The sequence below is a fragment of the Dietzia sp. IBK-p2-16D genome (assembly GCF_057773085.1).
Map to the genome: position 1 here is coordinate 184749 of NZ_JBYMTL010000007.1, position 24182 is coordinate 208930.

Sequence of the window (24182 nt, forward strand, 5' to 3'; positions counted from 1 at the left end):
CCCGCGCCGAGGGGCCCGAAATGCACGAAGACCCCCGCTTGTGGCAGGGGTCCCGCGTGCCAGATGATGGATTCGAACCAACGTAGGCTAAGCCGACGGATTTACAATCCGCTCCCTTTGGCCGCTCGGGCAATCTGGCGTGCACCTCAAGGGCGCTACGACACGATACAACGGCTGTGACCCCTGGTGCCAAATCGGGGTGCTCAGGGGTGGTGCGGTGGCGGCCCCCCACCCGGCTGGTGGCGGCCTCCGGTGCGGCGCCGGGCGGGTAACCTGACCGGAACATCCCCAACGACAGGAGAGCGTCCATGGCCTCGGAGTCCTCGTTCGACATCGTCTCGGAGTTCGACCGCCAGGAGGTGGACAACGCCCTGAACCAGGCCGCCAAGGAGCTGGGCACCCGCTACGACTTCCGCGGGACCGACGCGAGCATCGAGTGGAAGGGCGAGGACGCGGTGGAGATCGTCGCCAACTCCGAGGACCGCGTGCTGGCCGCCAAGGACGTCTTCGTGGAGAAGCTGGTGCGCCGGGGCCTGAGCATGAAGGCGCTCGAGGTGGGCGAGCCGATGCCGTCGGGCAAGTCCTTCCGCCTGGTCGGCTCACTCAAGCAGGGCATCGACAAGGAGAACGCCAAGAAGATCACCAAGCTACTGCGTGACGAGGGTCCCAAGGGCGTCAAGGCGCAGATCCAGGGCGAGGAGATCCGCGTGTCCTCCAAGAAGCGCGACGATCTGCAGGAGTGCATCTCGTTGCTCAAGGGCGCCGACTTCGAGGTCGCGCTGCAGTTCACCAACTACCGCTAGTCGCGCGGACGGTGCCCGGTCGAGGTCCGCGCCGTGCCGCCGCGCTGGTCACCGCCGTGGGCCTGTCTACGCTGGTGGGGTGCGCGTCCGGGGGCGACGACGACGAGGGCGCGCAGCAGCTGACCGTCGTCGCCGCCGCGTCGCTCAGCGAGGCCTTCACCGAGATCGCCGAGGATTTCGAGGCGGCTCACCCCGGCGTGGCGATCCGGCTGGGTTTCGACGGCTCCTCCGGCCTGGTGGACCAGCTGGCCGGCGGCGCCCCGGCGGACGTGTTCGCCTCCGCCGACACCCGGACGATGGACCGCGCCGTCGCCGAGGGGCTGGTCACCGGTGAGCCGGCGAGGCTGGCCACCAACGTGCTCACGCTCATCACCCCGCCCGGCAATCCCGCGGGGGTCACCGGGCTCGACGACTCATTGGACGGTGCGCGACTCGTGGTGTGCGCGTCCGTCGTGCCGTGTGGTGCCGTTGCACGCACGCTGGCCGACGCCGCCGGGATCCGGCTGGCCCCGGTGAGCGAGGAGTCCACCGTCACCGACGTGCGCGGGAAGGTCACCTCCGGCGAGGCCGACGCCGGGATCGTCTACGTCACCGACGCCCGCGCCGTCGCCGACCGTGTCGAGCAGGTCCCGATCGCCGGTGCCGACGCGGTGCCGAACGTCTACCCGGTGGCGGTCCTCGACCGGGCGACGGACCCCGCCCTGGCCCGCCGCTTCGTCGACGCCGTCACCGGCCCCGAGGGGCGTGCGGTCCTCGCCGAACACGGCTTCGGTCCGCCGTGACCCGCCCGCCGCTCCCCCGATGGCTGCTCGTCGCCGCCACGCTCGCCGTCCTCCTGGCGGCCGTTCCCCTCGCGGGCCTGGCGGTGCGGGTCCCGTGGGCGCGGGTCCCCGAGCTCCTCGCCTCCGAGGCCGCCCGGGACGCGGTGTGGCTGAGCCTGCGGACGTGCGCGGTCTCCACCGTGCTGTGCATCCTGCTCGGGGCCCCGCTGGCGGTGCTGCTGTCCCGCAGCCGCGGGCCCCTGGCGGCGCTGGCGCGCACGATCACGGCGCTGCCCATGGTCCTGCCCCCGGTCGTGGCCGGCCTGGCCCTGCTCATCACGCTCGGGCGCACCGGCGTCGTGGGCCGCCATCTGTCGGTGCTCGGGATCGAGATCGGGTTCACGACCGCGGCCGTGGTGATCGCGCAGACGTTCGTGGCGATGCCGTTCCTCGTGGTGGCGCTCGAGGGCGCGCTGCGCTCGGTGGACCCGGGCCTCGAGCGGACCGCCGCCTCGCTGGGCGCGTCCCCGAGTCGCGTCCTCACCACCGTGACGCTGCCGCTCGTCCTGCCGGCCCTCGTCGCCGGGGCCACCATGTCGTTCGCCCGCGCCCTGGGAGAGTTCGGCGCCACCCTCACCTTTGCCGGTTCCCTGCAGGGCACCACCCGCACCCTCCCGCTGGAGATCTACCTCGGCCGCGAGGCCGACACCGAGACCGCCCTCGCCCTGGCCGTCGTGCTCATCGCGGTCGCGGCCGTGCTCATGACGGTCTCCGCGCTCGTCGCCCGCCGGGCGGTGACGGGCCGTGGCTGAGCACCCCGCCGCCGAGCTCCACTGTCGGGTCGCCGACCGCGACGTCGACCTGGACCTCAGCGTCCCCGCGGGCCGCCGACTCGCGCTCGTCGGCCCCAACGGCGCGGGCAAGTCCACGGCCCTGGCCCTGCTCGCCGGGCACCTGCGGCCCGACTCGGGCGAGGTCCGGATCGGCGGCCGCGTCGTGGGCTCGCCCCGCACCCACCTGCCCGCCCACCGCCGCCGCGTGGTGTCGCTCGAGCAGCGGCCCGGACTGCTGCCCCACCTGTCCGCCCTGGAGAACGTCGCGTACGGCCCGCGCGCCCGTGGCATCCGCAGGAGGGCCGCACTCGACCGCGCCCGCACCGAGCTCGAGGCCGTGGGCTGCGCCGACCTCGCCGACCGCAGACCCCACGAGCTGTCCGGCGGGCAGGCGCAGCGCGTCGCCCTCGCCCGGGCGCTCGCCGTGGATCCGGAGCTCGTCCTGCTCGATGAGCCCCTGGCCGCGCTCGACGTGGAGGTCGCGCCCGCGATCCGGCGTCTCCTCGCTGATCGGCTCACCGGACGGGCCGTGGTCCTGGTGACCCATGATCCGCTGGACCTGTGGGCGCTGGCCGACGATGTCGTCGTCGTCGCCTCCGGCCGCGTCACCCAGTCCGGCACGGTCGAGAAGGTCCTGGCCCGCCCCGCATCCGACTTCGCCGCGCGCCTGGCCGGCGTCTCACTGGTGGAGGGTCTCGCCGACGACGACGAGCTCCGCACCCCCGGTGGCGACCTCGTCTCGGGGGTCCGCGCGGACGCGGTGGCGGGATGGCGGTCGGGAGCGCGGGCGGTGGCGACCGTCGATCCGCGGGCGGTGGCCGTCCACGTCGATCCCGCACGCGCCGTCGACTCTCCGCTGGCTCCGGTCCCCACGACACCGACCCCGCCATCCGCGCACGCGCCTGCAGCGAGCCCGCGGAATGCCTGGCCCGCGCGGGTGGTCTCCCTGGCCCCCGCCGGGGCGTTGACGCGGGTGACGGCCGAGCTCCGGGACGGTCAGCGGGTCGACGCCGAGATCACCAGCCGCTCGGCCGCCGAACTCGCGCTCGCTCCGGGCTGTCCCGTGATCCTGGTGGTCAAGGCGGCCCAGGTCGCGCTGTATCCGCGTCGCTGACCGGCACTCCCCCGGGCCCGGCAGACGGCGGAGGTCAGCCGACGCGGTCGACGGTGAAACGCACGAGCCGGCGAAGCGCCTCGTTCGCGGGACCGGCGGGCAGGGCGTCGAGTTCGGTCATGGCGTCGTCGACGTACTTCTCCAGGGTGGCCCGGGCACGCCGCATGCCGTCCGATGCGCGCAGAAGGTCGAGCGCCTCCGCCACCTCGGCGTCATCGGTCAGGGGCTCGGAGAGCAGCTCGCGCAGTCGGGCGCTGTCCGCGGAGCCGTTCTCCATCGCGTAGATCATCGGCAGGGTGTGCACGCCCTCGCGCAGGTCCGTGCCGGGGGTCTTGCCCGACTCGGCGGACGGGGAGGCGATGTCGATGATGTCGTCGGCGATCTGGAAGGCGATCCCCACCGCGTCGCCGAGACGGCGCAGGTGCTCGATCTGCTCGCCGGTCGCTCCCGAGTACCTGCCACCGAACTGGGCGGCGGCGGCGATGAGCGAACCGGTCTTCTCCCAGATCACCCGCAGGTAGTGCTCAGCGGCGCCCTCGTCCCGACCTCCGACGCCCGGGCCGACGGTTTCGCGCATTTGCCCGGTCACGAGCTCGGCGAACGTCTGGGCGATGAGCTGCACGGCCTCGGGCCCGAGGTCGGCCAACAGCATCGAGGAATGGGCGAAGAGGAAGTCGCCGGCGAGGATCGCGGTGGAGTTGTCCCAGCGACTGTTCGCCGACTCGACACCGCGGCGCATGGAGGCCTCGTCCATGACGTCGTCGTGGTACAGCGTGGCCAGGTGGATCATCTCGCACACCACGGCGGCCTTGACGAGCTGCTCGCGGTCGGGTGCGGGGCCCAGGGCGCCGGACAGCAGGGTGACGACGGGCCGGAATCGTTTGCCTCCGGCGGTCACCAGGTGCAGGGCGACCTCGGAGAGGAAGTCCTCGCCGGTCTGGAGCCGGTCGACGAGCAGCGTCTCGACCTCGTCGAGCCGCGCACGCAACTCGGCTGCGAGGTCGGCGTCGCCGACGTCCACGCCCGCCACCGTGTGGTCGGTCGCCGTCTCCGCGGTGCCGGTCACTGAATCGCTCGACATCCCCACTCGTCCTCGTCGCCAGGTCCGGGGCGGCGTCGACCGCCCCTGCCGACAGACTACGGTCCCGGGTCGCGGGCTGCGGCACCCCACCCCGCCCGAGGTCCCGGCGACCGCCGCCCCCGCCGACCTGCCACCATGGAGCGCATGGAGTCAGGTATGGGTCTTCCCGCGTCGACGGACGTCCTGGTGGTGGGCTGCGGCCCGGCCGGTTCGGCGACCGCCACGTGGTTGGCGCGTGCCGGACGCGAGGTCACGGTGCTGGACGCGGCGCGGTTCCCGCGCGACAAGACCTGCGGCGACGGGCTCACGCCGCGGGCGATGCTGGAGGTCGACCGGCTGGGGCTCGGCGGGTGGGCGCGGGACCGCATCACCATCCGCGGTCTCGAACTGCGGGGCTTCGGCCACTCCCGCCGGGTGCCGTGGCCGGCCGGTGAGCACGGCGGGACGGGGTCGGCGGTGCGGCGGACGGTGTTCGACGACCGGCTCCGGCAGGCGGCCGTGGAGGCGGGCGCCGTCGTCCATGACGGCGTGCGCGTGACCGACGTGGAGAGGGGCGACGACGGCGAGGTGATCGCCGTCCGGACCGAGAGCGGTCGCGTGGAGTGCCGAACCCTCGTGGTGGCCGATGGCGTGCGGTCGCCGGTGGGTCGGCTGCTCGGTCGGACCTGGCATCGCGACACGGTGTACGCCGTGGCGGGGCGATCCTATGTCCGGTCCGGGCGGCACGATCACCCCTGGATCGGTTCCGATCTCGAGCTGCGCGACGAGGCGGGTGCCATCCAGCCGGGCTACGGCTGGGTCTTCCCGCTCGGCGACGGCGAGGTCAACCTCGGGGTGGGTGCGCTGGCGACCTCGGCGCGGCCGGCGAACGTCGCCGTCAAGGAGCTCCTGCAGCACTACGCCCGTAGCGTCCGCGAGGACTGGGCGCTGGAGAACGAGCCGCGGGCGGTGACGTCCGCGTTGTTGCCGATGGGCGGGGCGGTCTCGACGGTGGCCGGTCCCAACTGGGCCGCGGTCGGTGACGCCGCGGCGTGCGTGAACCCGCTCAACGGCGAAGGGATCGACTACGCGCTCGAGGGTGGCCGCCTGCTGGCGGAGCTCGTCGTGACGGGCCGCGGCGACCTGACGACAGCGTGGCCGCAGATCCTGCGGGAGACGTACGGCGAGTCGTTCGCGATCGCCCGCGACGCCGCGCGACTACTGACGTTCCCGCAGTTCCTGCCGCTGGCGGGACCGATCGGGATGCGTTCGCAGGCGCTGATGACCGCGGCGGTGCGGTGCATGTCCAACACGGTCGCCGATTCCGATCGCGATGTGGTGGCCCGCGGCTGGCGGGCGGCGGGGTCGATCGCCCGCAGGTTGGACCGCCGGCCCCTCTTCGCGGACTGAGCCGCCCCCGGGCCTCCGCCCCGCCCGGGTTACGCGTCGGGAATGGACCAGAGCGGCAGCGCAAGCGGCCGGAAAGCGTACAAAGACGGCGCGCACCCCGGGAGGTCGACTCAGCGCGCCCGGGGTGGCGCCGCGTTCGCTGTGCCCGCGCCGGGGTCAGGCGGCGCCGGGGTCAGGCGGGGCGGCGCGCCAGGTGGATGGCCGCGATCCCTCCGGTGAGGTTGGTGACGCTGCAGCGCTCCCAGCCGCTGGCCTCGATGATCTCGAGCAGGGCCTGCTGGTCCGGCCAATCGCGGATGGACTCGGCCAGGTAGACGTACGCGTCCGGGTTGGAGGACACGCTGGTGGCGATCTTGGGCAGCGCCCGCATGAGGTAGTTCATGTACAGCGCGCGGAAGGGCGGGAACACGGGCGTGGAGAACTCCACCACGGCCAGCCGCCCGCCCGGCCTGACCACCCGCGCCATCTCGCGCAATCCGGCGGCGGTGTCCTGGACGTTGCGCAGCCCGAAGCTGATGGTGGCGGCGTCGAAGGAGTCGTCGGCGAACGGCAGCCTCATGGCGTCGCCCGCGACCTTGGGCACGTCCCGGCCGGAGCCCGCCCGGAGCATCCCCAGCGAGAAGTCCGCGGCCACGCACCACGCACCGGACTTGGCGAGCTCGACGGTCGACACCGCGGTGCCGGCGGCCAGGTCGAGGATCCGCTCCCCGGGCCGCGGCGCGAGCAGTGAGCGGGCCCGCCGCCGCCACACGTGATCCATCCCCCCGGAGAGGATGGTGTTGGTCAGGTCGTAGCGCTTGGCGACACCGTCGAACATCGACGCGACGTCGCGGGGCTGCTTGTCGAGATTGGCGCGGGACACGCCGTCGACGCTACCCGCCCCGGGTGGACGCGGCCGATCAGGCCACCACACGTGGGGTTCGGCTTCCGACCACACCACGCGCGCCCACCCCGACCCTGCCCGAATCGGACCGGGCGCCCGCGGCCGCGTAGTGGTCGAAGAGCTGGGCGCAGACCGCGTCCCAGGTACGACCGAGGACGGTGGCGCGGGCCCCGGCGGCCAGCCGCTCGTGGTCGGCGAGCACCGCGTCCACGGCGTGCGACACCTCGTCGGCGTACCGGCGCGGATCGAGCAGGACGCCGTTGACCCCGGCCTGCACGAGGTCGCGGGGCCCGCCCTGGTCGGGGCCCACGACGGGCACGCCGGACGCCTGCGCCTCCTGGATGGACTGGCAGAACGTCTCGAACTCCCCGGGGTGGCAGAACACGTCCATCGTGGCGTAGGCCTGCCCCAGCTGGTCGCCGTGGAGCTCGCCGGTGAAGATCGCGTGCGGCATGGCGGCCCGGAGTGCGGGGCGATCGGGGCCGTCGCCGACGACGACGAGGTGGAGGTCTCCCCCCGGGCCCGACCGGTCGGCCAGTGACTGAAGGCGCTCGACGTGCTTCTCCGGGGCGAGCCTGCCGACGAACCCCACGACGGGCCGCCCCTGCGGGGACCACAGCGCGTGCAGGGCCGCACTGCGCCGGGACGGCGAGAAGCGCTCGGTGTCGACGCCCCGACCCCATCGGTACAGGCGCGGGATGCCGTGGGCCGCGAGATCCTCCATCGCCGCGGTCGACGGGGCGAGGGTGCGGTCGCAGGTCGCGTGGACGGCCCGGGTCCAGACCCAGGCCGCGTCGGCGACGACGCCGACCCCGTAGGCGTCGGCGAACCCGGCGATATCGGTCTGGTAGACGGCCACCGAGGGCACGCCCAGGGCGCGGGCCGCGGCGGCACCGGCGGCGCCGAGCACGAACGGGGACGCGAGGTGCACCACGTCGGGGCCGAAATCGCGCAGGGCGCCGAACACGCTCGGGCTGGGTGCGCCGACCGGCAGCGACGACACCACCGGCACCTTCACCGCGGTGACCCGGTGGACGGGATAGCCCAGGTGGTGGTCCGGGCCGGGCCCCTCCGCGGCCGGGCCGCCGAACAGCGGGGCGACCGCGCTGACCAGCGGGTGCGTCCGGACGGCGTCGGCGGCGCCCTGCCAGAGGCCGACCTGCCCGGACGGGGCCACCACCAGGCAGTCGTGACCGTGCCGCCGCGCGTACTCCAGCACGCGCAGGACGGAGTTGGTGACGCCGTTGACGTTCGGCAGGAACGATTCGGTGACGATGGCTACGCGCACGACCCCACTGTCGCCGGGCCGGGCCACGGGCCGGTGTTCAGCGGGAGACGGTGCGTCGAATTCGTGGTGCCGCCGGGTGAACCCTCGGCGACGCGGCGGCATAGGCGAGTGCCGCCAGCGGGATGACCACCGCGGGCACGGACAGGGCGGGCACCACCGCGACGGTCCAGCTGCGGCCGGAGACCCGCACGAGGTCCGGGTTGGCGCGGCGGAACTCGACCTGCACCCGCTGCCCTTCGACGAGCCCGGTCGGGTAGAACACGCCCGTCACCGGGCGGACGGTCCGGCCGCCGCCGGCGTCGAACTCCACGGCGGCCCGCCGGTCCGTGACCTCGGTGACGGTCGCGGTGGCGCTGCCCATGTCCCCGTCGATCCGCTGGTCGTCGACGAAGCACGCCAGGACGATGAGCACCGCCGTGAGCAGCGAGAACACTCCTGCGGTCACGGCCACCACCCGTACGCCCCACCGGATGCGGCGGGTGCGACGGATCTGACGGGCCGTGACCGTGGCCGTGGCGGTCACCCGTCCGCCACGGCTTCCGCGCGCAGGGCCGCGTGGAGGTCGCGCAGGCCCTGCCTGTCTGTCGCGACCCGCACCACCCGCAGCCCCTCGGGGACGATGTCCCGGTGCCCGTGCGGGAACGCCGGCTGCGCGAGCAGGGCCTCGAGACCGGCGGGGTCGGTGTCGGTGAAGGGCACCCCGAAACCCGCGCACAGGGCGCCCAGATCGGCGCCGTGCGGCGTACCGAAGACGCGCTCGAAGTCGGCGGCCAGGCGCGGGTCTCCTTGCTCGAGCAGGGAGAAGATGCCGCCGCCGTCGTCGTCGGCCACCACGATCGTCAGATCGTCGGGGTGACGTTCCCGCGGCCCGAGCAGCAGCCCGGACACGTCGTGCAGGAAGGTGAGGTCGCCGACCAACGCGACGGTCCGCCCCGGGGCGGAGAGCGCGACCCCGATCGCGGTGGAGACCGTTCCGTCGATCCCCGACGCCCCGCGGTTGGCGTACATCGCCACATCCGGGTCGAGCGGACCCACGAACGACAGGTCCCGCACGGCGTTGGAGGCGCCCACCACGAGGTTGTCCCCGGCCCGGACTCCGCGGGCCACGGCGCGCGCCACGTGCAGACCCGTCGGCGCGCCGGACTCGAGGTGCCGGTCCAGTAGCCGGTCCACGGCGGCGCGGGCGCGGGCGTCGGCGCGGGCGGTGGTCTCGGTCCACCTCTGGTCCACGCCCCACCCGGTGAGGACGGAGTCGGCGAGCTCGGCGGCGCTCCCGGTGGGGTTGGGCGAGCGCGGGCCGGCGTCGAGGATGACGAGGTCGACGTCCGGGTCCGCCAGCAGCCGGGTGACGGCACGGTGGAGCGTCGGCCGACCGGTGACCACCACCTGCTCGGGCCGCAGTGCCGGGATCGCCAGCGGGTGCACGGGGTGCAGCGGGACGGGCGCCCCGGGCTCGGCCACCGTCGGCACCGTCACCAGACCCGAGACCGGGGCCGCCCCGACCCCCGAGATGACCAACGTGGGCCGCGTGAGATCCACCGCCACGGCCGACTCGGCGGGCGCGGAGTCGACCCCCGCTCCCGCCCGCTGCACCCACGGGCGACCGTCCGCACGCCCCGCCGGCAGACGACCGGTCTCCGAGCTGCCGCCGACCTCGTCGTCGTCGTCGTCGTTCCCCGCTGCGTCTGACCCGAGGGCGAAGTCCTCGTCGCCCTCGCCCGGCACGAGTGGCTCGCGGAACGCGATGTCGACCTGCACCGGACCCGGGTCGGCGTGCGCGGTGGCGGTGAGGATCGCCCGGCCGATCGCCGACCGCCAGTGTCGGTGCTCCGCCTCCGGGTCCCCCGCCGCGCCGAGTTCGACGACCGCCCGCGCGTGCGGGCCGAACAACCCCACCTGGTCGATGGTCTGGTTCGCGCCGGTCCCGCGGAGTTCGGGCGGCCGGTTGGCCGTGAGCGCGAGGAGCGGCACTCCCGAATGCGCGGCCTCCACCATCGCCGGGTGCAGGTTGGCCACCGCCGTGCCGGAGGTGACGACGACGGGGACCGGCCGCTTCGACCCCAGCGCGAGCCCCAGCGCCGTGAACCCGGCGCCGCGTTCGTCGATCCGCACGTGCAGGGCGAGTCGGCCGGACCGCTCGGCGGCGGCCAGGGCCAGGGCCAACGGGGCGCTGCGCGAACCCGGGCACAGGACCGCGTCGGTGATCCCGTGGCGGATCAACTCGTCGACCAGGACACGGGCCTGCGCGGTACTCGGGTTGCTCACGGTGGGGTTCATCGCCCCCAGCCTAGTCGGGGTGGGGCGGCGATCCGGCCGCGAGCGTGAGCCGCTCGGCCAGCTCCGCCAGCCGCTCCCGCAGCCCGTCCGGCGACTCCACGGTGAACGGGCCCGGCAACCGACCGAGGTACCAGGCCAGCACCTCGAGATCCGCGCCCCCGGTCTCCAGCCGGCAGGCCGGACCGTCGGGGTGGTCGGAGGGGCGGAGCTCGGTGACCGTGCCGTAGGTGGGCGGGAACTGCTCGACCACCGCGTCCGCGGGCGCGAACACCAGCACCCGGGCCAGGTGTTGGTACGGCGCCGCGGTCACGGCGTACTGGACGTGCGCGGCCGGATCGGGCACGTCCGGGCGGGGCGTGAAGCGCCACCGGCTGCGGTGCACGGCCCGGATGCGGTCGAGGCGGAAGGTGCGCCAGTCCGCGCGGTCGAGGTCGTAGGACAGCAGGTACCAGCGCCGGCCCAGGACGACGATCCGGTACGGCTCCACCCGACGCTCGGTGTCCCGGCCCGCCCGATCCCGGTACGCCAACCGCACCTGCTCGGTGCCCCGGACCGCATGTCCCAGGTCGATGAGCATCTCCGGCTCGACCGGGGTGTCCGAGCCGGGGACCGCGACCATCGACTCGGTGACGTCGGCGACCCGCTCGCGCAGCCGTCCGGGCATGACCTGGTCCAGCTTGGTCAGGGCGCGCAGCGCGTGCTCCCCGACGCCCGCCACGGCGCCGCCCGCGGCCAGCCGCAGGGCGATCGCCACGGCCACGGCCTCGCGGTCGTCGAGCAACAGCGGCGGCAACCGCCGGCCCGACCCCAGCCGGTACCCACCACCCGCGCCGCGCTCGGACTCCACCGGATACCCCAGGTCACGCAGCCGGTCGACGTCGCGGCGGATCGACCGGGTGGTCACGCCCAGCTCGGCCGCCAACTCGTCGCCCGTCCACACCGATCGCCGCTGCAGGAGGTCGAGAAGTGCCAGCACACGCTGGGTGGTGGGCATCCTGTCGTCGCTCATGACAGCAGTGTTCCACCCTCAGCGGACCGATCCTGTCCGGTTGGGCTGAGACGCTGTGCGGACACCACCACCGTCAGGAGAACACCGTGACCACCACGACCCGCCCCGTCGACTGGACCGATCAACTCGTCGACCAACTCGATCACCACTGGAACGGCCACCTGCGGCCGCGCCTCGAGGGGATGACCGACGCCGAGTACCACTTCTCCCCCGCGGCCGACGAGCGCACCTGGGACATCCGCCCCCGCGGGGCCGGCACCGCGCCCATGCAGGGCGGCGAGGGCGAATTCACCATCGACTTCGAGTTCCCTGAACCCGTCCCCGCCCCGTTCACGACCATCGCGTGGCGGATCGGCCACGTCGTCGTCGGGGTCCTGGGCGCCCGGTGGCACTCCCACTTCGGCGGACCGCCCCACGACTACATGACCCACACCTACGCCGGGGACGCCGCGGGCGGACTCGCCCAACTCGAGCGCACCTACGTCGGCTGGATGGAGGGCGTGCGGGCGCTGGACCCCGAGACGCTCGCCCGACCCATCGGCGAGTCCGAGGGCCCGTGGGCCGAGTACTCCATGGCAGCCCTGGTCCTGCACATCAACCGTGAGGTCATCCACCACGGGGCCGAGATGTGCCTGCTGCGGGACCTCTACGCGCACACCCGCTGACACGGCGGCCCCGCCGTCGTCCCACGGCCCGCCGCGAACGCCCATCCACCGGACACCCACCCGAACCCCCGCACCCCGAACACACACCCGAACACCCGCACCCGTTACCAGAGGAGTCGTCATGCCCTTGTTCCCCGCCACCCGCGACACCGAGCGAGAGAACCTGCTCGAATGGATCGACGACGCGCTCGTCAACGCCCGGTCGATCGTCCACGGCCTCACCGGCGATCAGCTCCGCACGTGCCCCGTGCCCACCAGCGAGCTGACGCTGGGGTGGCTCATCCTGCACATCGGGGAGGTCGCCGAGGGCTGGCTCGGCCGCGCCGCCGCCGCACCCGACGCTCCCGACACCGGCCGATCACTGCCCGAGGAGTTCGCCTGGGCCGAGACCGTGAACCGGGTCGACCCCGACGCCACCGCCGAGGAGATCCTCGCCGAGTTCGACCGACGGCACGCCGCCGCGCTCGGGCACCTGCGCGACGCCGACCTGGACGCGCCGGTACCGGTGCCCACCGAGATGCCGTGGTTCCCTCCCGGCCTACCGCCGTTCAACGGTCGCTGGGCGGCGCTGCACGCACTGAACGAGATCGCCCGACACTCCGGGCACGCCGACATCCTGCGCGAGGCGGTCGACAGCCGGACGATGTACGAGTTGATCGCCGAGGACCAGGGCATCGACATGTCCTACATCGGGGCCTGGTTCGCCGCGCACCCGGAGGTGCCGGCGCCGCAGTGGTGACGGGCGGCGTGGCGGCCAGCGCCGGGGAGGCGGCCGGCCCGCGGCGGCTGCCGCGCCGGGCTCAGTCCTCGTCGTACCAGCCGTCGAACGTGGTGAACTGGCCCTCGATCATCCCCGCCACCGCCCCCGGTTCGGGAATGAGTTCGGCGTCGGTGGCGATGCCCACGGAGACTGTGCCGTCGTAGCTGAAGATGCAGATCCCGAGCGCCTGGTCGCCGCTCATCGGCACCCAGCCGAGCATCCCCGCCACCGGCGTACCGGCGAGGGTGACCGCGGAGACGGGCCCGGGCACCGAGGTCAGCTGGCCGACGGTCTTGTTGGCGAACAGGTCGATCACGGCGTGCGCCACCGGGCCGGGCGTGACGGCCACGGTGAGCATCGTGGCGAAGTTGACGTGCGGCTCGAGCGAATAGCGCACCCGGGTCATCGACGTGGTGATCGCCTCGAGCAGCTCGTCGGTGTCGTCGATCCACAGCGGCAGCCGCATGAGGATGAGAGTGATGTGATTGCCCAGCTCGTCGGGCAGCTCGTCGCCGACCGGGGAGACCGCCATCGGCACCATGAGGTTGATATCGGAGACCCGCCGGTCGCCCTGGGTGTCGAGGTACTGCGTGAGCGCCTTGGACACGGCGGCCAGCATCACGGTCGTGACGGTCGTGTCGTGCACCTTCGCCACCCGCTTGACCGCCGCCAGGTCCAGCCCCGAGATCCAGGAGACCTTCTTCTCCGCGTGCGACTTGCCGCTCCACGACAGGTCGGCCGATCGCGGCTCGAACAGCAACCGGAAAACGCCCCGGTAGGTGTTCGCGGTCCGGTTCTCGGCGCTGATGTTGTCCGTCAACGACTCCACCAAGCGGGTCGGGACCCGCGTCAGCGACCGGCCGGGGGCCGCGACGTCCCGCGCCAGGCGGGCCAGGGTCACCGGGAACCGGACGGTGGCGCCGGTCAGCCCCCGCGCGATTCCCCACGAGTCCTTGGCCAGCCCGGCGCCGGCGCCGGTGACCGCCCCGAGGATGCCGCCGCCGGAGGGCGCGAGATCCCGGCCCACGCTGGGCAACGGCGAGGCGTCCTCGTGGTCGCACAGGCCCAGCACGAGTTGCGTGAGCCGGATCCCGTCGACCACGCCGTGCTGGACGCGGAACAGGATCAGCGCGCCCGCCTGCGTCGCCTCGTGCCCGAAATAGCCCTCGATGAACTCGGCGCGCCACATCGGCTGGCCCTTCGGCAGCTGCACCGCCATCTGTTCGGCGACGTACGCCTCGGCCTCGGCGCGACCGCCCGGTTCTGGCAGGCGGCTGTGCACGAGGTGGTTGGAGATGTAGTAGTCGGGGTCGTCCACCCAGTACCAGCGGCGGCCTCTGCGGACGGGGATGCGGTGGAACACCGGGTAGGCGTCGACCATCCTCGTCTGGATGGCCCGGGCGACCTCGTCCCAGTCGGGGATCTCGGCGAACCACACCAGGCAGTTGATGTACATGAGGTTGTCCGGGCGGTCCATGAGCAGCCACAACTGATCCCGCAGGGGGATCCGGACCCCGTCCATCGCCGCCATCGCCACCACTCCCCTCGCTCGCCCGCCACGTCGCCCTCGAGACCACCGATTCGTCACCACGCTAGAGCAGCGTTGACATGCCCAACCGCGCTATGGCCGAAGCGGCAGGGCATCCGGCGGCACAATGGGCGGATGCGCATCGTTCACACCCCGGATGATCCCCCAGCCAAGGGCATGTACGCCCTGCTCACCGCGTCGATCACACCGCGTCCGATCGCCTGGGTGTCGACTGTCTCGGCCGACGGGGTCCCCAATCTCGCGCCGTACTCCTTCTTCACCGTCGCCTGCGCCGACCCGGCGATACTGTCCGTGACCTCGATCGGCCACAAGGACACCTACCGCAACGTCGTGGACACGGGCGAGTTCGTGGTGAACATCGGCACCGAGTCGCTGATGGAGGTCATGAACGCGACCTCGGCGCCCGTCGGCCCGGAGGTCGACGAGTTCGAGATGCAGGGCCTGACGGCGGATCCGTCGGACGTCGTCGCACCGCCACGGGTGGCCGAGGCGCCGATCGCGTTCGAGTGCGTACGCCACGACGTGATCGACCTGGGCACCAGCGCGATGCTGCTCGGGCGGGTGGTGAGCGTGACCATCGATGACGAGATGCTCGCCGACGACGGCCTGCCCGACTTCGCCGCCCTGCTGCCGCCCTCACGGTTGGGCCGCCACCAGTGGGGGTACGCCCCGCGCACGCGGGAACTGCCGCGGCCGAGGAAGTAGGCGCGCCCAGCCCGCCGCCGCCCGGCTCACCGCCGCCGTCCTCGAGCGCCCCGACGCAGCCGCGCGCAATCACTGCACCCGCTCACGGTGTTTCGTGAGCGGCTGCAGTGATTGCGCGCGGGTGCACGGGGCGATGGCCGGGCGGGGCGGGCCGCAGGGGCCGGGCCGGGCCGGGCCGGGCGGGCCGGGCGACTCAGAGGAGCTCGTGGCAGCGGCGGATCCGGTCCAGCCACCAGTCGCGGACCTCGCCGCTCACGCGCAGGCCCTCCAGCCGCGCCGGGTCCGGAGCCACCGGGCGGACCGGGAGACAGCCCTCCTCGAGGATGAACGTGCCGGGTTCGACCACGTCCTCGACGAAGAACCCGCCGGTGCCCAGACCCGCGGCGGGGATCTCGTCGTCGTCGTCATCGGGTCCGGGACGGCCACGCCCGGCACCACCGGGCATCGCGGCAGCCGCGGCGACCCCCGCCGCGACCCCCACCGCGGAGTCAAGCGCACTGGAGACCGTCACCGGCACCCCGAGCTCGGCGGCGACGGAGAGCAGGCGGCGCGGCCCCCCGAGCGGCGCGACCTTGACCACCGCCCTGTCGGCACCACCCGCCCGGACGACGCGCAGCGGGTCGTCGGCGCGGCGGATCGACTCGTCGGCGGCCACGTCCACGTGCACTCCGTCGGCCGCCAACCGGGCCCGCAGCTCGACCAGTTCCTCCACCGTCGCGCAGGGCTGTTCGGCGTACTCCAGGCCCGGCCCGTCCAGCGACACCGGACCGCTGCCCGGGGCCCGCGCGACGTCGTCCGCACGTACCGCCTGGTCCAGCACCCGGATCGCGTGGGCCGCCTCGGCGACCGACCACGCCCCGTTGGCGTCCACCCGCACGCGCGCGCCCGGGCGGGCCTGCAGGACGGCGGCGACGCGGGCGACGTCGTCGACGAGCTGCTGCCCTTTCTCGGCCACCTTGACCTTGACCGTCGTGCAGCCCGGGAACCGGTCGAGGACGCCCGCGACCTCGCCGGCAGCGACCGCCGGGACCGTGGCGTTGACCGGGACCCGGGAGCGCAGCGCCGGCGGCGGTCCCTGCCACGCCATCTCCAGCGCGGAGGCGAGCCAGTGGGCGGCCTCGGGATCGTCGTACTCCGCGAAGGGGCCGAACTCGCCCCACCCCGCCGGGCCCTCGATCAGCGCCACCTCCCGCTCGGTGATGCCGCGGAACCGCACCCGCATCGGCAGGGCCACCACGCGCACGCGGGCGAGCAGATCGTCGATCGACTCGGGGCCCGGTACGGATGTCATGGCTCCACGCTAACGTCGAACCCATGACCGAGAGCAGCGCACCGCAGGACCAGGCCGCCAACCCCTTCGATCCGTCGCAGTGGCGGGAGGTCGAGGGCTTCCGGAACGGAGAGGACCTGACCGACCTGACCTACCACCGCCACGTGGGCGAGGGCCGGGCCAACGGGATCGTGCGGATCGCGTTCGACCGCCCCGACGTGCGCAACGCCTTCCGCCCGCACACGGTGGACGAGCTGTACCGGGTCTTCGACCATGCGCGCCGCTCCCCCGACGTCGGCACCATCCTGTTCACCGGCAACGGACCCAGCACCAAGGACGGCGGGTGGGCGTTCTGCTCGGGCGGCGACCAGCGGATCCGCGGCCGGTCCGGCTACCAGTACTCGACCGAGCACGATTCGGACGTCGCCGGCGCCACGGCCGACAAGGTCGACGAGGCGCGCGTGAAGGCCGAGGGCGGGCGGCTGCACATCCTCGAGGTGCAGCGGCTCATCCGCACCATGCCGAAGGTCGTCATCTGCCTGGTCAACGGGTGGGCGGCCGGCGGCGGGCACTCGTTGCACGTGGTGAGCGATCTGACCCTGGCCTCCCGCGAGCACGCCCGGTTCAAGCAGACCGACGCCGACGTGGGCTCGTTCGACGCTGGCTACGGCAGTGCCTACCTGGCCAAGCAGGTGGGCCAGAAGTTCGCGCGCGAGATCTTCTTCCTGGGCCAGACCTACACCGCCGAGGAGATGTTCCAGATGGGCGCGGTCAACCGGGTCGTGGACCACGCCGAGCTGGAGAACACCGCGATCGAGTGGGCGCGGCAGATCAACGGCAAGTCGCCCACGGCGCAGCGGATGCTGAAGTTCGCGTTCAACCTCACCGACGACGGGCTCATGGGCCAGCAGGTGTTCGCCGGCGAGGCCACCCGTCTGGCGTACATGACCGACGAGGCGGTGGAGGGCCGGGACGCGTTCCTCGAGAAGCGCGAGCCCAACTGGGACGACTACCCGTACTACTACTGACGGCCGTGGGCTCACCGGCCATGGCCGTGAATCGCGAACTGCGCACCCTGCCCGTCCCCGGCGGCCCGGCGGTCGCCGAGGTGTTCCCCGCGCTGGCGCAGATGCTCGACGACCGCGGGCCGGCGCTGCTGCCGGTGCCGGCCGACGACCCGGCGCGCACCCGGATCCTCATCGACAGTCAACGTCCCGGCGAGCCGATCGACCACCGCACCGCCCTGGTGGTGAGCACCTCCGGGTCGACGGGTACCCCCAAGGGCGCGATGCTCTCCGCCGCCGCGCTCGCCGCCTCCGCCGAGTCGACCGACACCGTGCTCGGCGGGCCCGGCCGGTGGCTGCTCGCCCTGCCCGCGCACCACATCGCCGGGCTGCAGGTGATCCTGCGATCACTGCGTGCCGGGCACGAGCCGGTCGTGATGGACGTGACCCGCGGGTTCGACCCCGCGTCCCTTCCCGAGGCGGTGGCCGCGTGCCGCGCGGGCACCACGGCCGCGGGCACCACGGCCGCGGGCGGCGCCGGTGCCGGGGGCGGCGCCGGGTCCGTGGCCGGGGGCGGCAGCCCACGCGCCTACACCTCGCTCGTCCCGGGCCAGCTGGCCAAGGTCCTCGACGGCGGCCCGCCCGAGGCGATCGCCGCGCTGGCCGAGCTCGACGCGGTCCTGCTCGGCGGGGCCGCGGCCGCACCGGAGCTGCTCGCCCGCGCCACCGACGCCGGGATCCGGGTGGTCCGGACCTACGGCATGAGCGAGACCGCGGGTGGATGTGTGTACGACGGCGAACCGCTCCCCGGGGTCACGGTGGAGGTCGACGACGACGAGGGCCGCGTCTGGCTAGCCGGCCCGCAGCTCGCGTCGGGGTACAGGAACGCGCCTGATCACCCCGCGTTCGCCCGGCCGGGTTGGTTCCGCACCGATGATGCGGGCCGGGTCGGCCACGATGGCAGGCTCCGGATTCTGGGCAGGCTCGACGAGGCGTTGAGTGTGGGTGGGCTGACGCTCCTCCCGCAGACCGTGGAGGACGCCCTCCGCGGGCATCCGGCGGTGGTCGACGTCGTCGTCGTCGGGATCCCGCACGACCGGCTCGGGACCAGGCCGGTCGCGGCGGTCACGCTCCGCTCCCCCGCGTCCCCGGACGACCTGCGCGCACATGTGGTCGCGTCGCTCGGGGCGCACTCGGCGCCGGCGGTCGTCGCCGTGCTGGACGCACTGCCGACGCTGCCCGGCGGCAAGGTGGACCGACGCGGCGTCGCGGCGGGGTTCGTCGATGGGACAATCAGGGCATGAGCCGCGAGACCGATCCCACCACCTCCCGCGGGACCACTCCCGCCACCGACGCCACCACCGAGCACGGGGGCGCCACGCTCTCCCACTGGCTCGAGGGCGCGCGGCCCCGCACCTGGCCCAACGCGTTCGCGCCCGTGCTCGTCGGCTCGGCGGCCGCGGCGCTCGCCGGCGGGTTCGTGTGGTGGCAGGCACTGCTCGCACTGGCGGTGGCGTGGTCGTTCATCGTGGGCGTCAACTACGCCAACGACTACTCCGACGGCATCCGCGGCACCGACGACGATCGCGTGGGCCCGCTGCGACTGGTGGGCTCCGGGCTCGCCCGTCCCGCCGCGGTCAAGCGTGCGGCATTCGGGTTCCTCGGGCTGGGCGGGCTCGCCGGGCTGGTGCTCAGTGCGACGTCCGCTCCGTGGCTGATCCTCGTGGGCGTGGGGTGCATCCTCGCCGCCTGGTTCTACACGGGCGGCAGGACCCCGTACGGCTACCGCGGGTTCGGTGAGGTCGCGGTGTTCGTGTTCTTCGGCCTGGTCGCGGTGATCGGCACCCAGTTCACGCAGCTCGGGTCGGTGACCTGGTACGCGGTGGTCGCGGCCGTGGCGGTGGGGAGCTTCTCTTGCGCGGTGAACCTCACCAACAACCTGCGGGACATCCCCTCGGACACCGAATCGGGCAAGGTCACGCTGGCCGTGCGGCTGGGCGACTCCCGCACCCGTGGCCTCCACGCGGTCCTGGAACTGCTGGTCCCGCTGGTGGCGACGCTCGCGTTGATCCCGGCGACACCCTGGGCCCTGCTGGGACTGCTCGCCTCGCCTGTGGCGTGGAAGGCCAACGGTCCGGTTCGGGCACGCGCCACGGGTGCCGGACTCATCCCCGCACTGACGATGGCCGGGATGGCGATGCTCGCATGGAGCGTGCTGGTGAGCGTGGGGTTCGTCATCGCCTCGCTCTGACACGGCGTACCCCGCCGGGGGCAGACGACGGCGGCCGATCCCCTCGGGGACCGGCCGCCGTCGGCGTTCGCGTAGGGCTACTTCCCGAGCGAGCCCTCGGGCACGGCGTTCCAGGCGGACTGGATGCCGTTGTTGATGGCCAGGGCGGCACCACGAATGGCGTCCTTGACCTCGTTCGGCACCGGCAGGGTGTCGATGTCGGCGAGGTTGATCGTGCCGGGAGCAGGAGCAGAGACGGGGGCGGGTACGGGCGCGGGTCGCGGCGCCGGAGCAGGTGCCGGGCCGGGCGCGGGTGCGGGTGCCGGAGCAGTCCCGCCTCCTCCGCCACCACCGGTGACGGTGACCGTGGTGGACTCGGTGCGCACCGGCACCCCGAAGATGAATGCGGTCGCGACGGGCTTGTAGACCCCGGCGACGGTGGGCGTGCCCTTGATCGCGGTGGTGGCCGGATCGTAGGTCAACCCGGGCGGCAGACCCTGGAACTGGATCGAGGCACCGGGGGGCGGGGTGACGTAGTCGCTGACCCGCCGCTCCATGTACTCACCGACGCGCAGCGTCAGGGAGGGCAGGGCCGCCGGGGTGACGTCGGTGGCCTCGACGACCACGGGAGTGCGGTCGGGCGCCTCCGTCTGGCCGGACGCGACCCCGACCGCGGCCATGGCGGCGAGTGCGGTGGCGGAAGCGATGACAGGACGGGAGATACGCATAGAGGCCTTTCGGTGGGTGCCGTCGCCAGATCGCGACCGCCCCACGGTAACCCACCGATACACCACACCCCGGAGCCATCTCATCAAGTGAGACGACATCCGGGGTGGAGGTGGTCACCGGCGGCCTACCCGGCCGCCGGGAGTTCGGTGGTCAGCCGCGGCCGTTGGCGACCGTCGGGCCCGGGGCCTGGACCGTGCTGGGGGCGCCGGCGGCCACGGTGGGGGCGATCGATCCGGACGAGCCACCGTTGCCGGTGTCGCTGGACCCGCCCGTGTCGCTGGACCCGCCGGTGGTGGTCCCGCCCGTGGTGGTCGAACCGGGCAGGGCCGGGAGGATCGCCGAGGAGCCCGGGACCGAGGACCCGCCGCCCAGGACGAGGCTGAGTCCGGCGATGCCGAGCAGGGCGGCGCCGGTCAGGGCCAGCCCGGGAGCCAGGGCACCGAGCGAACCGGTGTCCGCTGGGAAGGACGAGCCCGGGACGGTGATCTCGCCGCCGCCGGTGAGGTCCGCGCCGGTGACGATCTCGGCGCCGGTCTGGGTCCCGCCGGTCGTGGTGGAGCCGGGGAGGGTGGAGCCGGTGGTCCCGGTGTCACCGTCGGTGGTCGAACCGGTCTCGGCGTCCGAGTCGATCAGGGATCCGAGCGGGGCCAGCGGCCCCAGGCTCTGGGTGTCCAGTCCGCCGGTGGCGTCGCCGGCCGCCTCGCCGGTGGCAGTGGAGCCCGGGGTGCCGAGCGAACCATTGGTGGGGACGTCCGTGCCGGGGGTCTCGGTGTCCGGCCCCTCCGGTCCACCGTTCGACAGGCTGCCGAGGCCGAACTCGCCGTTGGCCGCGCTCCCGAGGGGGCCGGTGGGCGCGTCGGGGGCGTCCGGGTTCTCGGGGGTGACCCCGCCCTGGCCCGTGGAGCCGGCCGCGAGCTCGGTGACCGAGCCCGCGTCGCCGCCGAGAGCGGAGACGATGCCCGCCACCGCACCGAGGATGGCGTCCGTCCCGTCGGAACCGGTGGTGATCTCGCCGCCGGCCTGGGCCTGGCCGCCGAGGCTGCCGTCGACTGTGGCGGTGGCCTCACCGGAGGCGCCGGCAGGGGCGGAGCCGTCGGGGTTGTTGATCGTCAGGGTGACGGGGACGGTGACGAGCCCGCCGAGGCCGCGTCCGGTCACCTGGATCGTGTACACACCCGGGGTGGTCACGGTGCCGGAGATGCCGCCGTTGCCGTCGTATTCCAGCCCCTCCGGCAGTCCGGTGACGTCCTCGATCACGAAGCCGGCCGACTGGGAGGCCTGGACGAGCGCCCCCGCGTTGAAGGAGAACTCCATCCCCGCGTTGAACGACGGTGCGGCGACCGCCACGGTCTGGACGTCGTCACGGACGGTGGGGGCATCGGGAGCGGCAATGACCATCCCGCCCACGAGCGCGACCGCTGCTGCGGCTGCGACGGGGGCGGCAAGGCGACCCCGGACGATACGACGAGGACGGGCGAGGCGAGCACGCATCGGCTGGTTCCTTCCGGAGGGGTTCAGATCGCTCACTCCGCGGAACGGGAGCGCAGACCATTACGGAAGCCACTCTAACCACACGCACACCAACTGTCTACTCCTGTCACATATGTCACTCAAGAATCAGGAGTCACACTGGTAACACACCCCAGGGGTATATCGCGGCCGATGGACACCTCTTTAGGCGGCCTCGACCCACCCGGGCCGGAACAGGCGGGGAGGCAGGGCCGGAACGACCGCGGCCCGGCCCCCGTGGTGGGGACCGGGCCGCAGCCGAGCGGGAGCGAGGAGATCAGGCGGCGGGGACCGGGACCGAGGTCGCCGGGGTGGGCTCGCCGGCATCGGCGGCATCCGAACCCGTCTCGGCAGGGGCGCCGCCCGGGCCCCCGTCGCTGGTCTCGACACCCGGGGTCGTGGACGAGCCGGACGAGGTCGCCGTCGAGGTCACGGACGCGCTGCTGCTGGTGGGCGTCCCGGTGACCGTGGTGACCGGATTGCCGTCACCGTCGACGATGACGGTGACCGGCGGCGGGACCATCTCGCCGCCGAGAACCAGGGTGCACAGCCCCTCGCCGAGCGAGCCGGTCTCACCGACCAGCGCGGCACCCCCACCCTCTCCCGCGACCACGTCGAGCAGGTTGGGGAAGGAGTCCAGGGCCGAGGTGATCAGATCGAGGACACCGGTGGGGATGCCGTCGATCCCGAACAGCGGGTAGAACTTCGCGACCGAACCGCCCAGGGCGGGCAGCTCGCAGACCCCGTCGGTCGAGGGAACGAGGTCGCCGAGGCTGGTGTCCTCTCCGCTCGCGGAATCGAGGTCGCCCAGCGAGCCGTCACCGAGGGAACCGGACCCGGCGACCTCGTCACCGTCGGACTCCCCCTCGGCGGGGCCGTCCGAGCCGGCGGCGAGGCTACCCGCGTCGAGGCTGCCGCCCTCCAGACTTCCGAGCGAGATGCTGCCGGAGTCGGCATCACCGGCGAGGGATCCGTCGTCCTGCGCGTTGACGACCGGGACGGACAGGGCGACCAGCGCGAGAGCGGCGGCGGAGGCGGTGACGACCTTGCGGGTGAACATGTGTGATGAACCCTCTTCGACGACGACGGACGTGATCGAGCCACTGCGCCCCGGTGGGCCGCCTCAGGTCGACAGGAGGACTCTAGCGCGGTGAACCGCGCCCGGGACAGACATTGCCGCGGGCGCGGCGGGACTCACTGCCCGAGGCTGCCCGCGCCCGTGGTGAGCAGACCCAGCAGCGCGGCCGGGCCACCCTCGAGCGCCGCCGCGCCGGTGGCCGGGCCACCGGTGGTCGCACCGCCGACGGCGGCGCCGCCGGTGGTGGTCTCCGCGCCGGAGGTGGCGGCGCCGCCGGCCAGGCCACCGAGCAGCGACGGGGAGAGGGTGCACAGGATCTCCCCGACGGAGCCGAGGCTCTTGACCGACCCGCCCTCACCGAGCACCGACGGGAGCAGGTTGACGACCGTGTTGACCAGGACCATCACGAGGCCGGACGACTCGGCGTTCTCCCCGCCCGTCACCAGTGGCAGCAGCTGCGCCAGCGAGGCGCCGTCCATCTGCCCGTCCCCGAGGACCGCACACAGGTCCGGGGTGGTGCCGACCTCGTCGTCGTCGTCCCCGGTGGCCCCGTCGGTGTCATCGTCGGCACCGTCGTCGGTGCCCGTTCCGCCGGTCCCGTCACCCTCGAGACCGTCACCCTCGAGACCGTCGCCCGCCAGCGTCGGATCGCCGGGGGTCGCGGCGAGCGTGGGGCCGGACGGCGTCGCGGCGGTGGTGGACGGGCTCGTCGTCGCCCCCTCCCCCGGGCCACCGGCGCCGTCGGTGACGGTGATGGCGACCTTCTCCGACCGCGAGACCCCCGAGTTGGAAACGGTGACGAGCACCTCGTACTCGCCGGCCCGGGTGGGCGTGCCGGAGATGATCCACCCGTCCTGGGTGAGACCGTCCGGCAGTCCGGTGACCTGCACCGTCGTCCCGGCCGGGATCGTGCCACCGGCGGCCTGGGCCACGACGGGCTCGAGGTCGAGGTTGACGGCCGTACCGAGCGGGAGCTCCTGCGCATCGGCCTGACCGGTCGCGTTCTGGGTCAGCTGGATGTCGTCGGCATCGACGGCGGCGGGCGCGCCCACCGCCGCGACGGTGCCACCGCCGACCACGGCGAGCGCGGCCAGGGCGCCGCCGAGGGCGAGCGAACGGGAGCGGGGGGCGGTGCGGTGCGAGCGTCGCTGGAACATGAGGTCACCTTGTCGTCCGGGAGCTGGGCACGACCGGGTCCGGCCCAGTCACACACGTACCATACGTCACATCAGTCACATGGGCCAC

The 24182-nt window shown here is 73.5% G+C and carries 23 protein-coding genes and 1 tRNA gene; 11 read left to right on the forward strand and 13 right to left on the reverse strand.

The features are described from left to right. Positions 1-57: 57 nt before the first annotated feature. Positions 58-139: transfer RNA gene (locus AC3DE3_RS15205), tRNA-Tyr, on the reverse strand. 169 nt (positions 140-308) lie between these two features. On the opposite strand from AC3DE3_RS15205, the gene AC3DE3_RS15210 reads away from it, so the two are divergent. Genes AC3DE3_RS15210 through AC3DE3_RS15225 form a run of 4 tightly spaced genes read left to right on the forward strand, consistent with a single transcriptional unit; the run spans position 309 to position 3511 of the window. Further along, positions 309-803: a YajQ family cyclic di-GMP-binding protein gene (locus AC3DE3_RS15210; RefSeq protein WP_260488539.1), complete on the forward strand. Its 495-nt coding sequence runs from the start codon at positions 309-311 to the stop codon at positions 801-803. An 11-nt stretch (positions 804-814) separates the two neighbouring features. Further along, on the forward strand, positions 815-1585 hold the full coding sequence (modA, locus tag AC3DE3_RS15215) for a molybdate ABC transporter substrate-binding protein (protein WP_488370512.1): 771 nt from the start codon (positions 815-817) through the stop codon (positions 1583-1585). After that, positions 1582-2376 (forward strand): ABC transporter permease, encoded by a 795-nt coding sequence (locus AC3DE3_RS15220; RefSeq protein ID WP_488370513.1) that lies wholly within the window; start codon positions 1582-1584, stop codon positions 2374-2376. The genes modA and AC3DE3_RS15220 overlap by 4 nt, the downstream gene beginning before the upstream one ends. Then, positions 2369-3511, forward strand: a complete 1143-nt coding sequence (locus AC3DE3_RS15225) for a sulfate/molybdate ABC transporter ATP-binding protein (protein ID WP_488370514.1) — start codon at positions 2369-2371, stop codon at positions 3509-3511. Before AC3DE3_RS15220 ends, AC3DE3_RS15225 begins: the two co-directional genes overlap by 8 nt. A gap of 34 nt (positions 3512-3545) precedes the next feature. Here AC3DE3_RS15225 and AC3DE3_RS15230 read toward each other — a convergent pair whose 3' ends face one another. Further along, positions 3546-4592: a polyprenyl synthetase family protein gene (locus AC3DE3_RS15230; RefSeq protein ID WP_488370515.1), complete on the reverse strand. Its 1047-nt coding sequence runs from the start codon at positions 4590-4592 to the stop codon at positions 3546-3548. A gap of 156 nt (positions 4593-4748) precedes the next feature. Here AC3DE3_RS15230 and AC3DE3_RS15235 point away from each other — a divergent pair, with 156 nt between their 5' ends. Next, complete coding sequence (locus AC3DE3_RS15235; protein ID WP_488370516.1) at positions 4749-5981, forward strand: geranylgeranyl reductase family protein; 1233 nt, start codon at positions 4749-4751, stop codon at positions 5979-5981. 172 nt (positions 5982-6153) lie between these two features. Here the strand turns inward: AC3DE3_RS15235 and AC3DE3_RS15240 are convergent, their stop codons facing one another. From AC3DE3_RS15240 to AC3DE3_RS15260, 5 genes are read right to left on the reverse strand one after another with little or no spacing between them, the layout of a single operon-like run. Further along, positions 6154-6843, reverse strand: coding sequence for a demethylmenaquinone methyltransferase (locus AC3DE3_RS15240; protein WP_260488545.1), 690 nt, complete (start codon positions 6841-6843; stop codon positions 6154-6156). 37 nt (positions 6844-6880) lie between these two features. Then, positions 6881-8152, reverse strand: a complete 1272-nt coding sequence (locus tag AC3DE3_RS15245) for a glycosyltransferase family 4 protein (protein ID WP_488370517.1) — start codon at positions 8150-8152, stop codon at positions 6881-6883. A gap of 37 nt (positions 8153-8189) precedes the next feature. Then, the gene (locus AC3DE3_RS15250) at positions 8190-8675 is read right to left on the reverse strand and encodes a DUF3592 domain-containing protein (protein WP_488370518.1); all 486 of its coding nucleotides are present in this window, start codon (positions 8673-8675) and stop codon (positions 8190-8192) included. Further along, entirely contained in the window at positions 8672-10429 is a 1758-nt protein-coding gene (gene menD, locus AC3DE3_RS15255; protein ID WP_488370519.1) for a 2-succinyl-5-enolpyruvyl-6-hydroxy-3-cyclohexene-1-carboxylic-acid synthase, read from the reverse strand. Before menD ends, AC3DE3_RS15250 begins: the two co-directional genes overlap by 4 nt. Before the next feature lie 10 nt (positions 10430-10439). Next, positions 10440-11438, reverse strand: a complete 999-nt coding sequence (locus AC3DE3_RS15260) for a helix-turn-helix transcriptional regulator (protein ID WP_488370520.1) — start codon at positions 11436-11438, stop codon at positions 10440-10442. A gap of 86 nt (positions 11439-11524) precedes the next feature. On the opposite strand from AC3DE3_RS15260, the gene AC3DE3_RS15265 reads away from it, so the two are divergent. Then, complete coding sequence (locus tag AC3DE3_RS15265; protein ID WP_488370521.1) at positions 11525-12103, forward strand: DinB family protein; 579 nt, start codon at positions 11525-11527, stop codon at positions 12101-12103. 121 nt (positions 12104-12224) lie between these two features. Then, positions 12225-12842, forward strand: coding sequence for a mycothiol transferase (locus AC3DE3_RS15270; RefSeq protein WP_488370522.1), 618 nt, complete (start codon positions 12225-12227; stop codon positions 12840-12842). Between the two features lie 61 nt (positions 12843-12903). Here the strand turns inward: AC3DE3_RS15270 and AC3DE3_RS15275 are convergent, their stop codons facing one another. Further along, positions 12904-14394, reverse strand: a complete 1491-nt coding sequence (locus AC3DE3_RS15275; RefSeq protein ID WP_488370523.1) for a WS/DGAT domain-containing protein — start codon at positions 14392-14394, stop codon at positions 12904-12906. Between the two features lie 132 nt (positions 14395-14526). Here AC3DE3_RS15275 and AC3DE3_RS15280 point away from each other — a divergent pair, with 132 nt between their 5' ends. After that, entirely contained in the window at positions 14527-15117 is a 591-nt protein-coding gene (locus tag AC3DE3_RS15280; protein WP_488370524.1) for a flavin reductase family protein, read from the forward strand. Positions 15118-15310: 193 nt separating this feature from the next. On the opposite strand, the gene AC3DE3_RS15285 is transcribed toward AC3DE3_RS15280, so the two are convergent. Then, positions 15311-16408, reverse strand: coding sequence for an o-succinylbenzoate synthase (locus AC3DE3_RS15285; RefSeq protein ID WP_488370525.1), 1098 nt, complete (start codon positions 16406-16408; stop codon positions 15311-15313). A 23-nt stretch (positions 16409-16431) separates the two neighbouring features. On the opposite strand from AC3DE3_RS15285, the gene AC3DE3_RS15290 reads away from it, so the two are divergent. From AC3DE3_RS15290 to AC3DE3_RS15300, 3 genes are read left to right on the forward strand one after another with little or no spacing between them, the layout of a single operon-like run. Further along, entirely contained in the window at positions 16432-17415 is a 984-nt protein-coding gene (locus tag AC3DE3_RS15290) for a 1,4-dihydroxy-2-naphthoyl-CoA synthase (RefSeq protein ID WP_488370526.1), read from the forward strand. Positions 17416-17435: 20 nt separating this feature from the next. Next, positions 17436-18695: an AMP-binding protein gene (locus tag AC3DE3_RS15295; RefSeq protein ID WP_488370527.1), complete on the forward strand. Its 1260-nt coding sequence runs from the start codon at positions 17436-17438 to the stop codon at positions 18693-18695. Continuing rightward, positions 18692-19642, forward strand: a complete 951-nt coding sequence (locus AC3DE3_RS15300) for a 1,4-dihydroxy-2-naphthoate polyprenyltransferase (protein ID WP_488370528.1) — start codon at positions 18692-18694, stop codon at positions 19640-19642. Before AC3DE3_RS15295 ends, AC3DE3_RS15300 begins: the two co-directional genes overlap by 4 nt. A gap of 77 nt (positions 19643-19719) precedes the next feature. Here AC3DE3_RS15300 and AC3DE3_RS15305 read toward each other — a convergent pair whose 3' ends face one another. The 4 genes from AC3DE3_RS15305 to AC3DE3_RS15320 all read right to left on the reverse strand — a co-directional run bounded on the left by AC3DE3_RS15305 (position 19720) and on the right by AC3DE3_RS15320 (position 24094). Beyond that, positions 19720-20349, reverse strand: coding sequence for a hypothetical protein (locus tag AC3DE3_RS15305; protein ID WP_260488557.1), 630 nt, complete (start codon positions 20347-20349; stop codon positions 19720-19722). 151 nt (positions 20350-20500) lie between these two features. Further along, complete coding sequence (locus tag AC3DE3_RS15310) at positions 20501-21841, reverse strand: hypothetical protein (RefSeq protein ID WP_488370529.1); 1341 nt, start codon at positions 21839-21841, stop codon at positions 20501-20503. 295 nt (positions 21842-22136) lie between these two features. Beyond that, a complete protein-coding gene (locus AC3DE3_RS15315) occupies positions 22137-22919 on the reverse strand; it encodes a hypothetical protein (RefSeq protein ID WP_488370530.1) in 783 nt (260 codons plus the stop codon). A gap of 134 nt (positions 22920-23053) precedes the next feature. Next, positions 23054-24094 (reverse strand): hypothetical protein, encoded by a 1041-nt coding sequence (locus AC3DE3_RS15320; RefSeq protein ID WP_488370531.1) that lies wholly within the window; start codon positions 24092-24094, stop codon positions 23054-23056. Positions 24095-24182 lie beyond the last annotated feature (88 nt).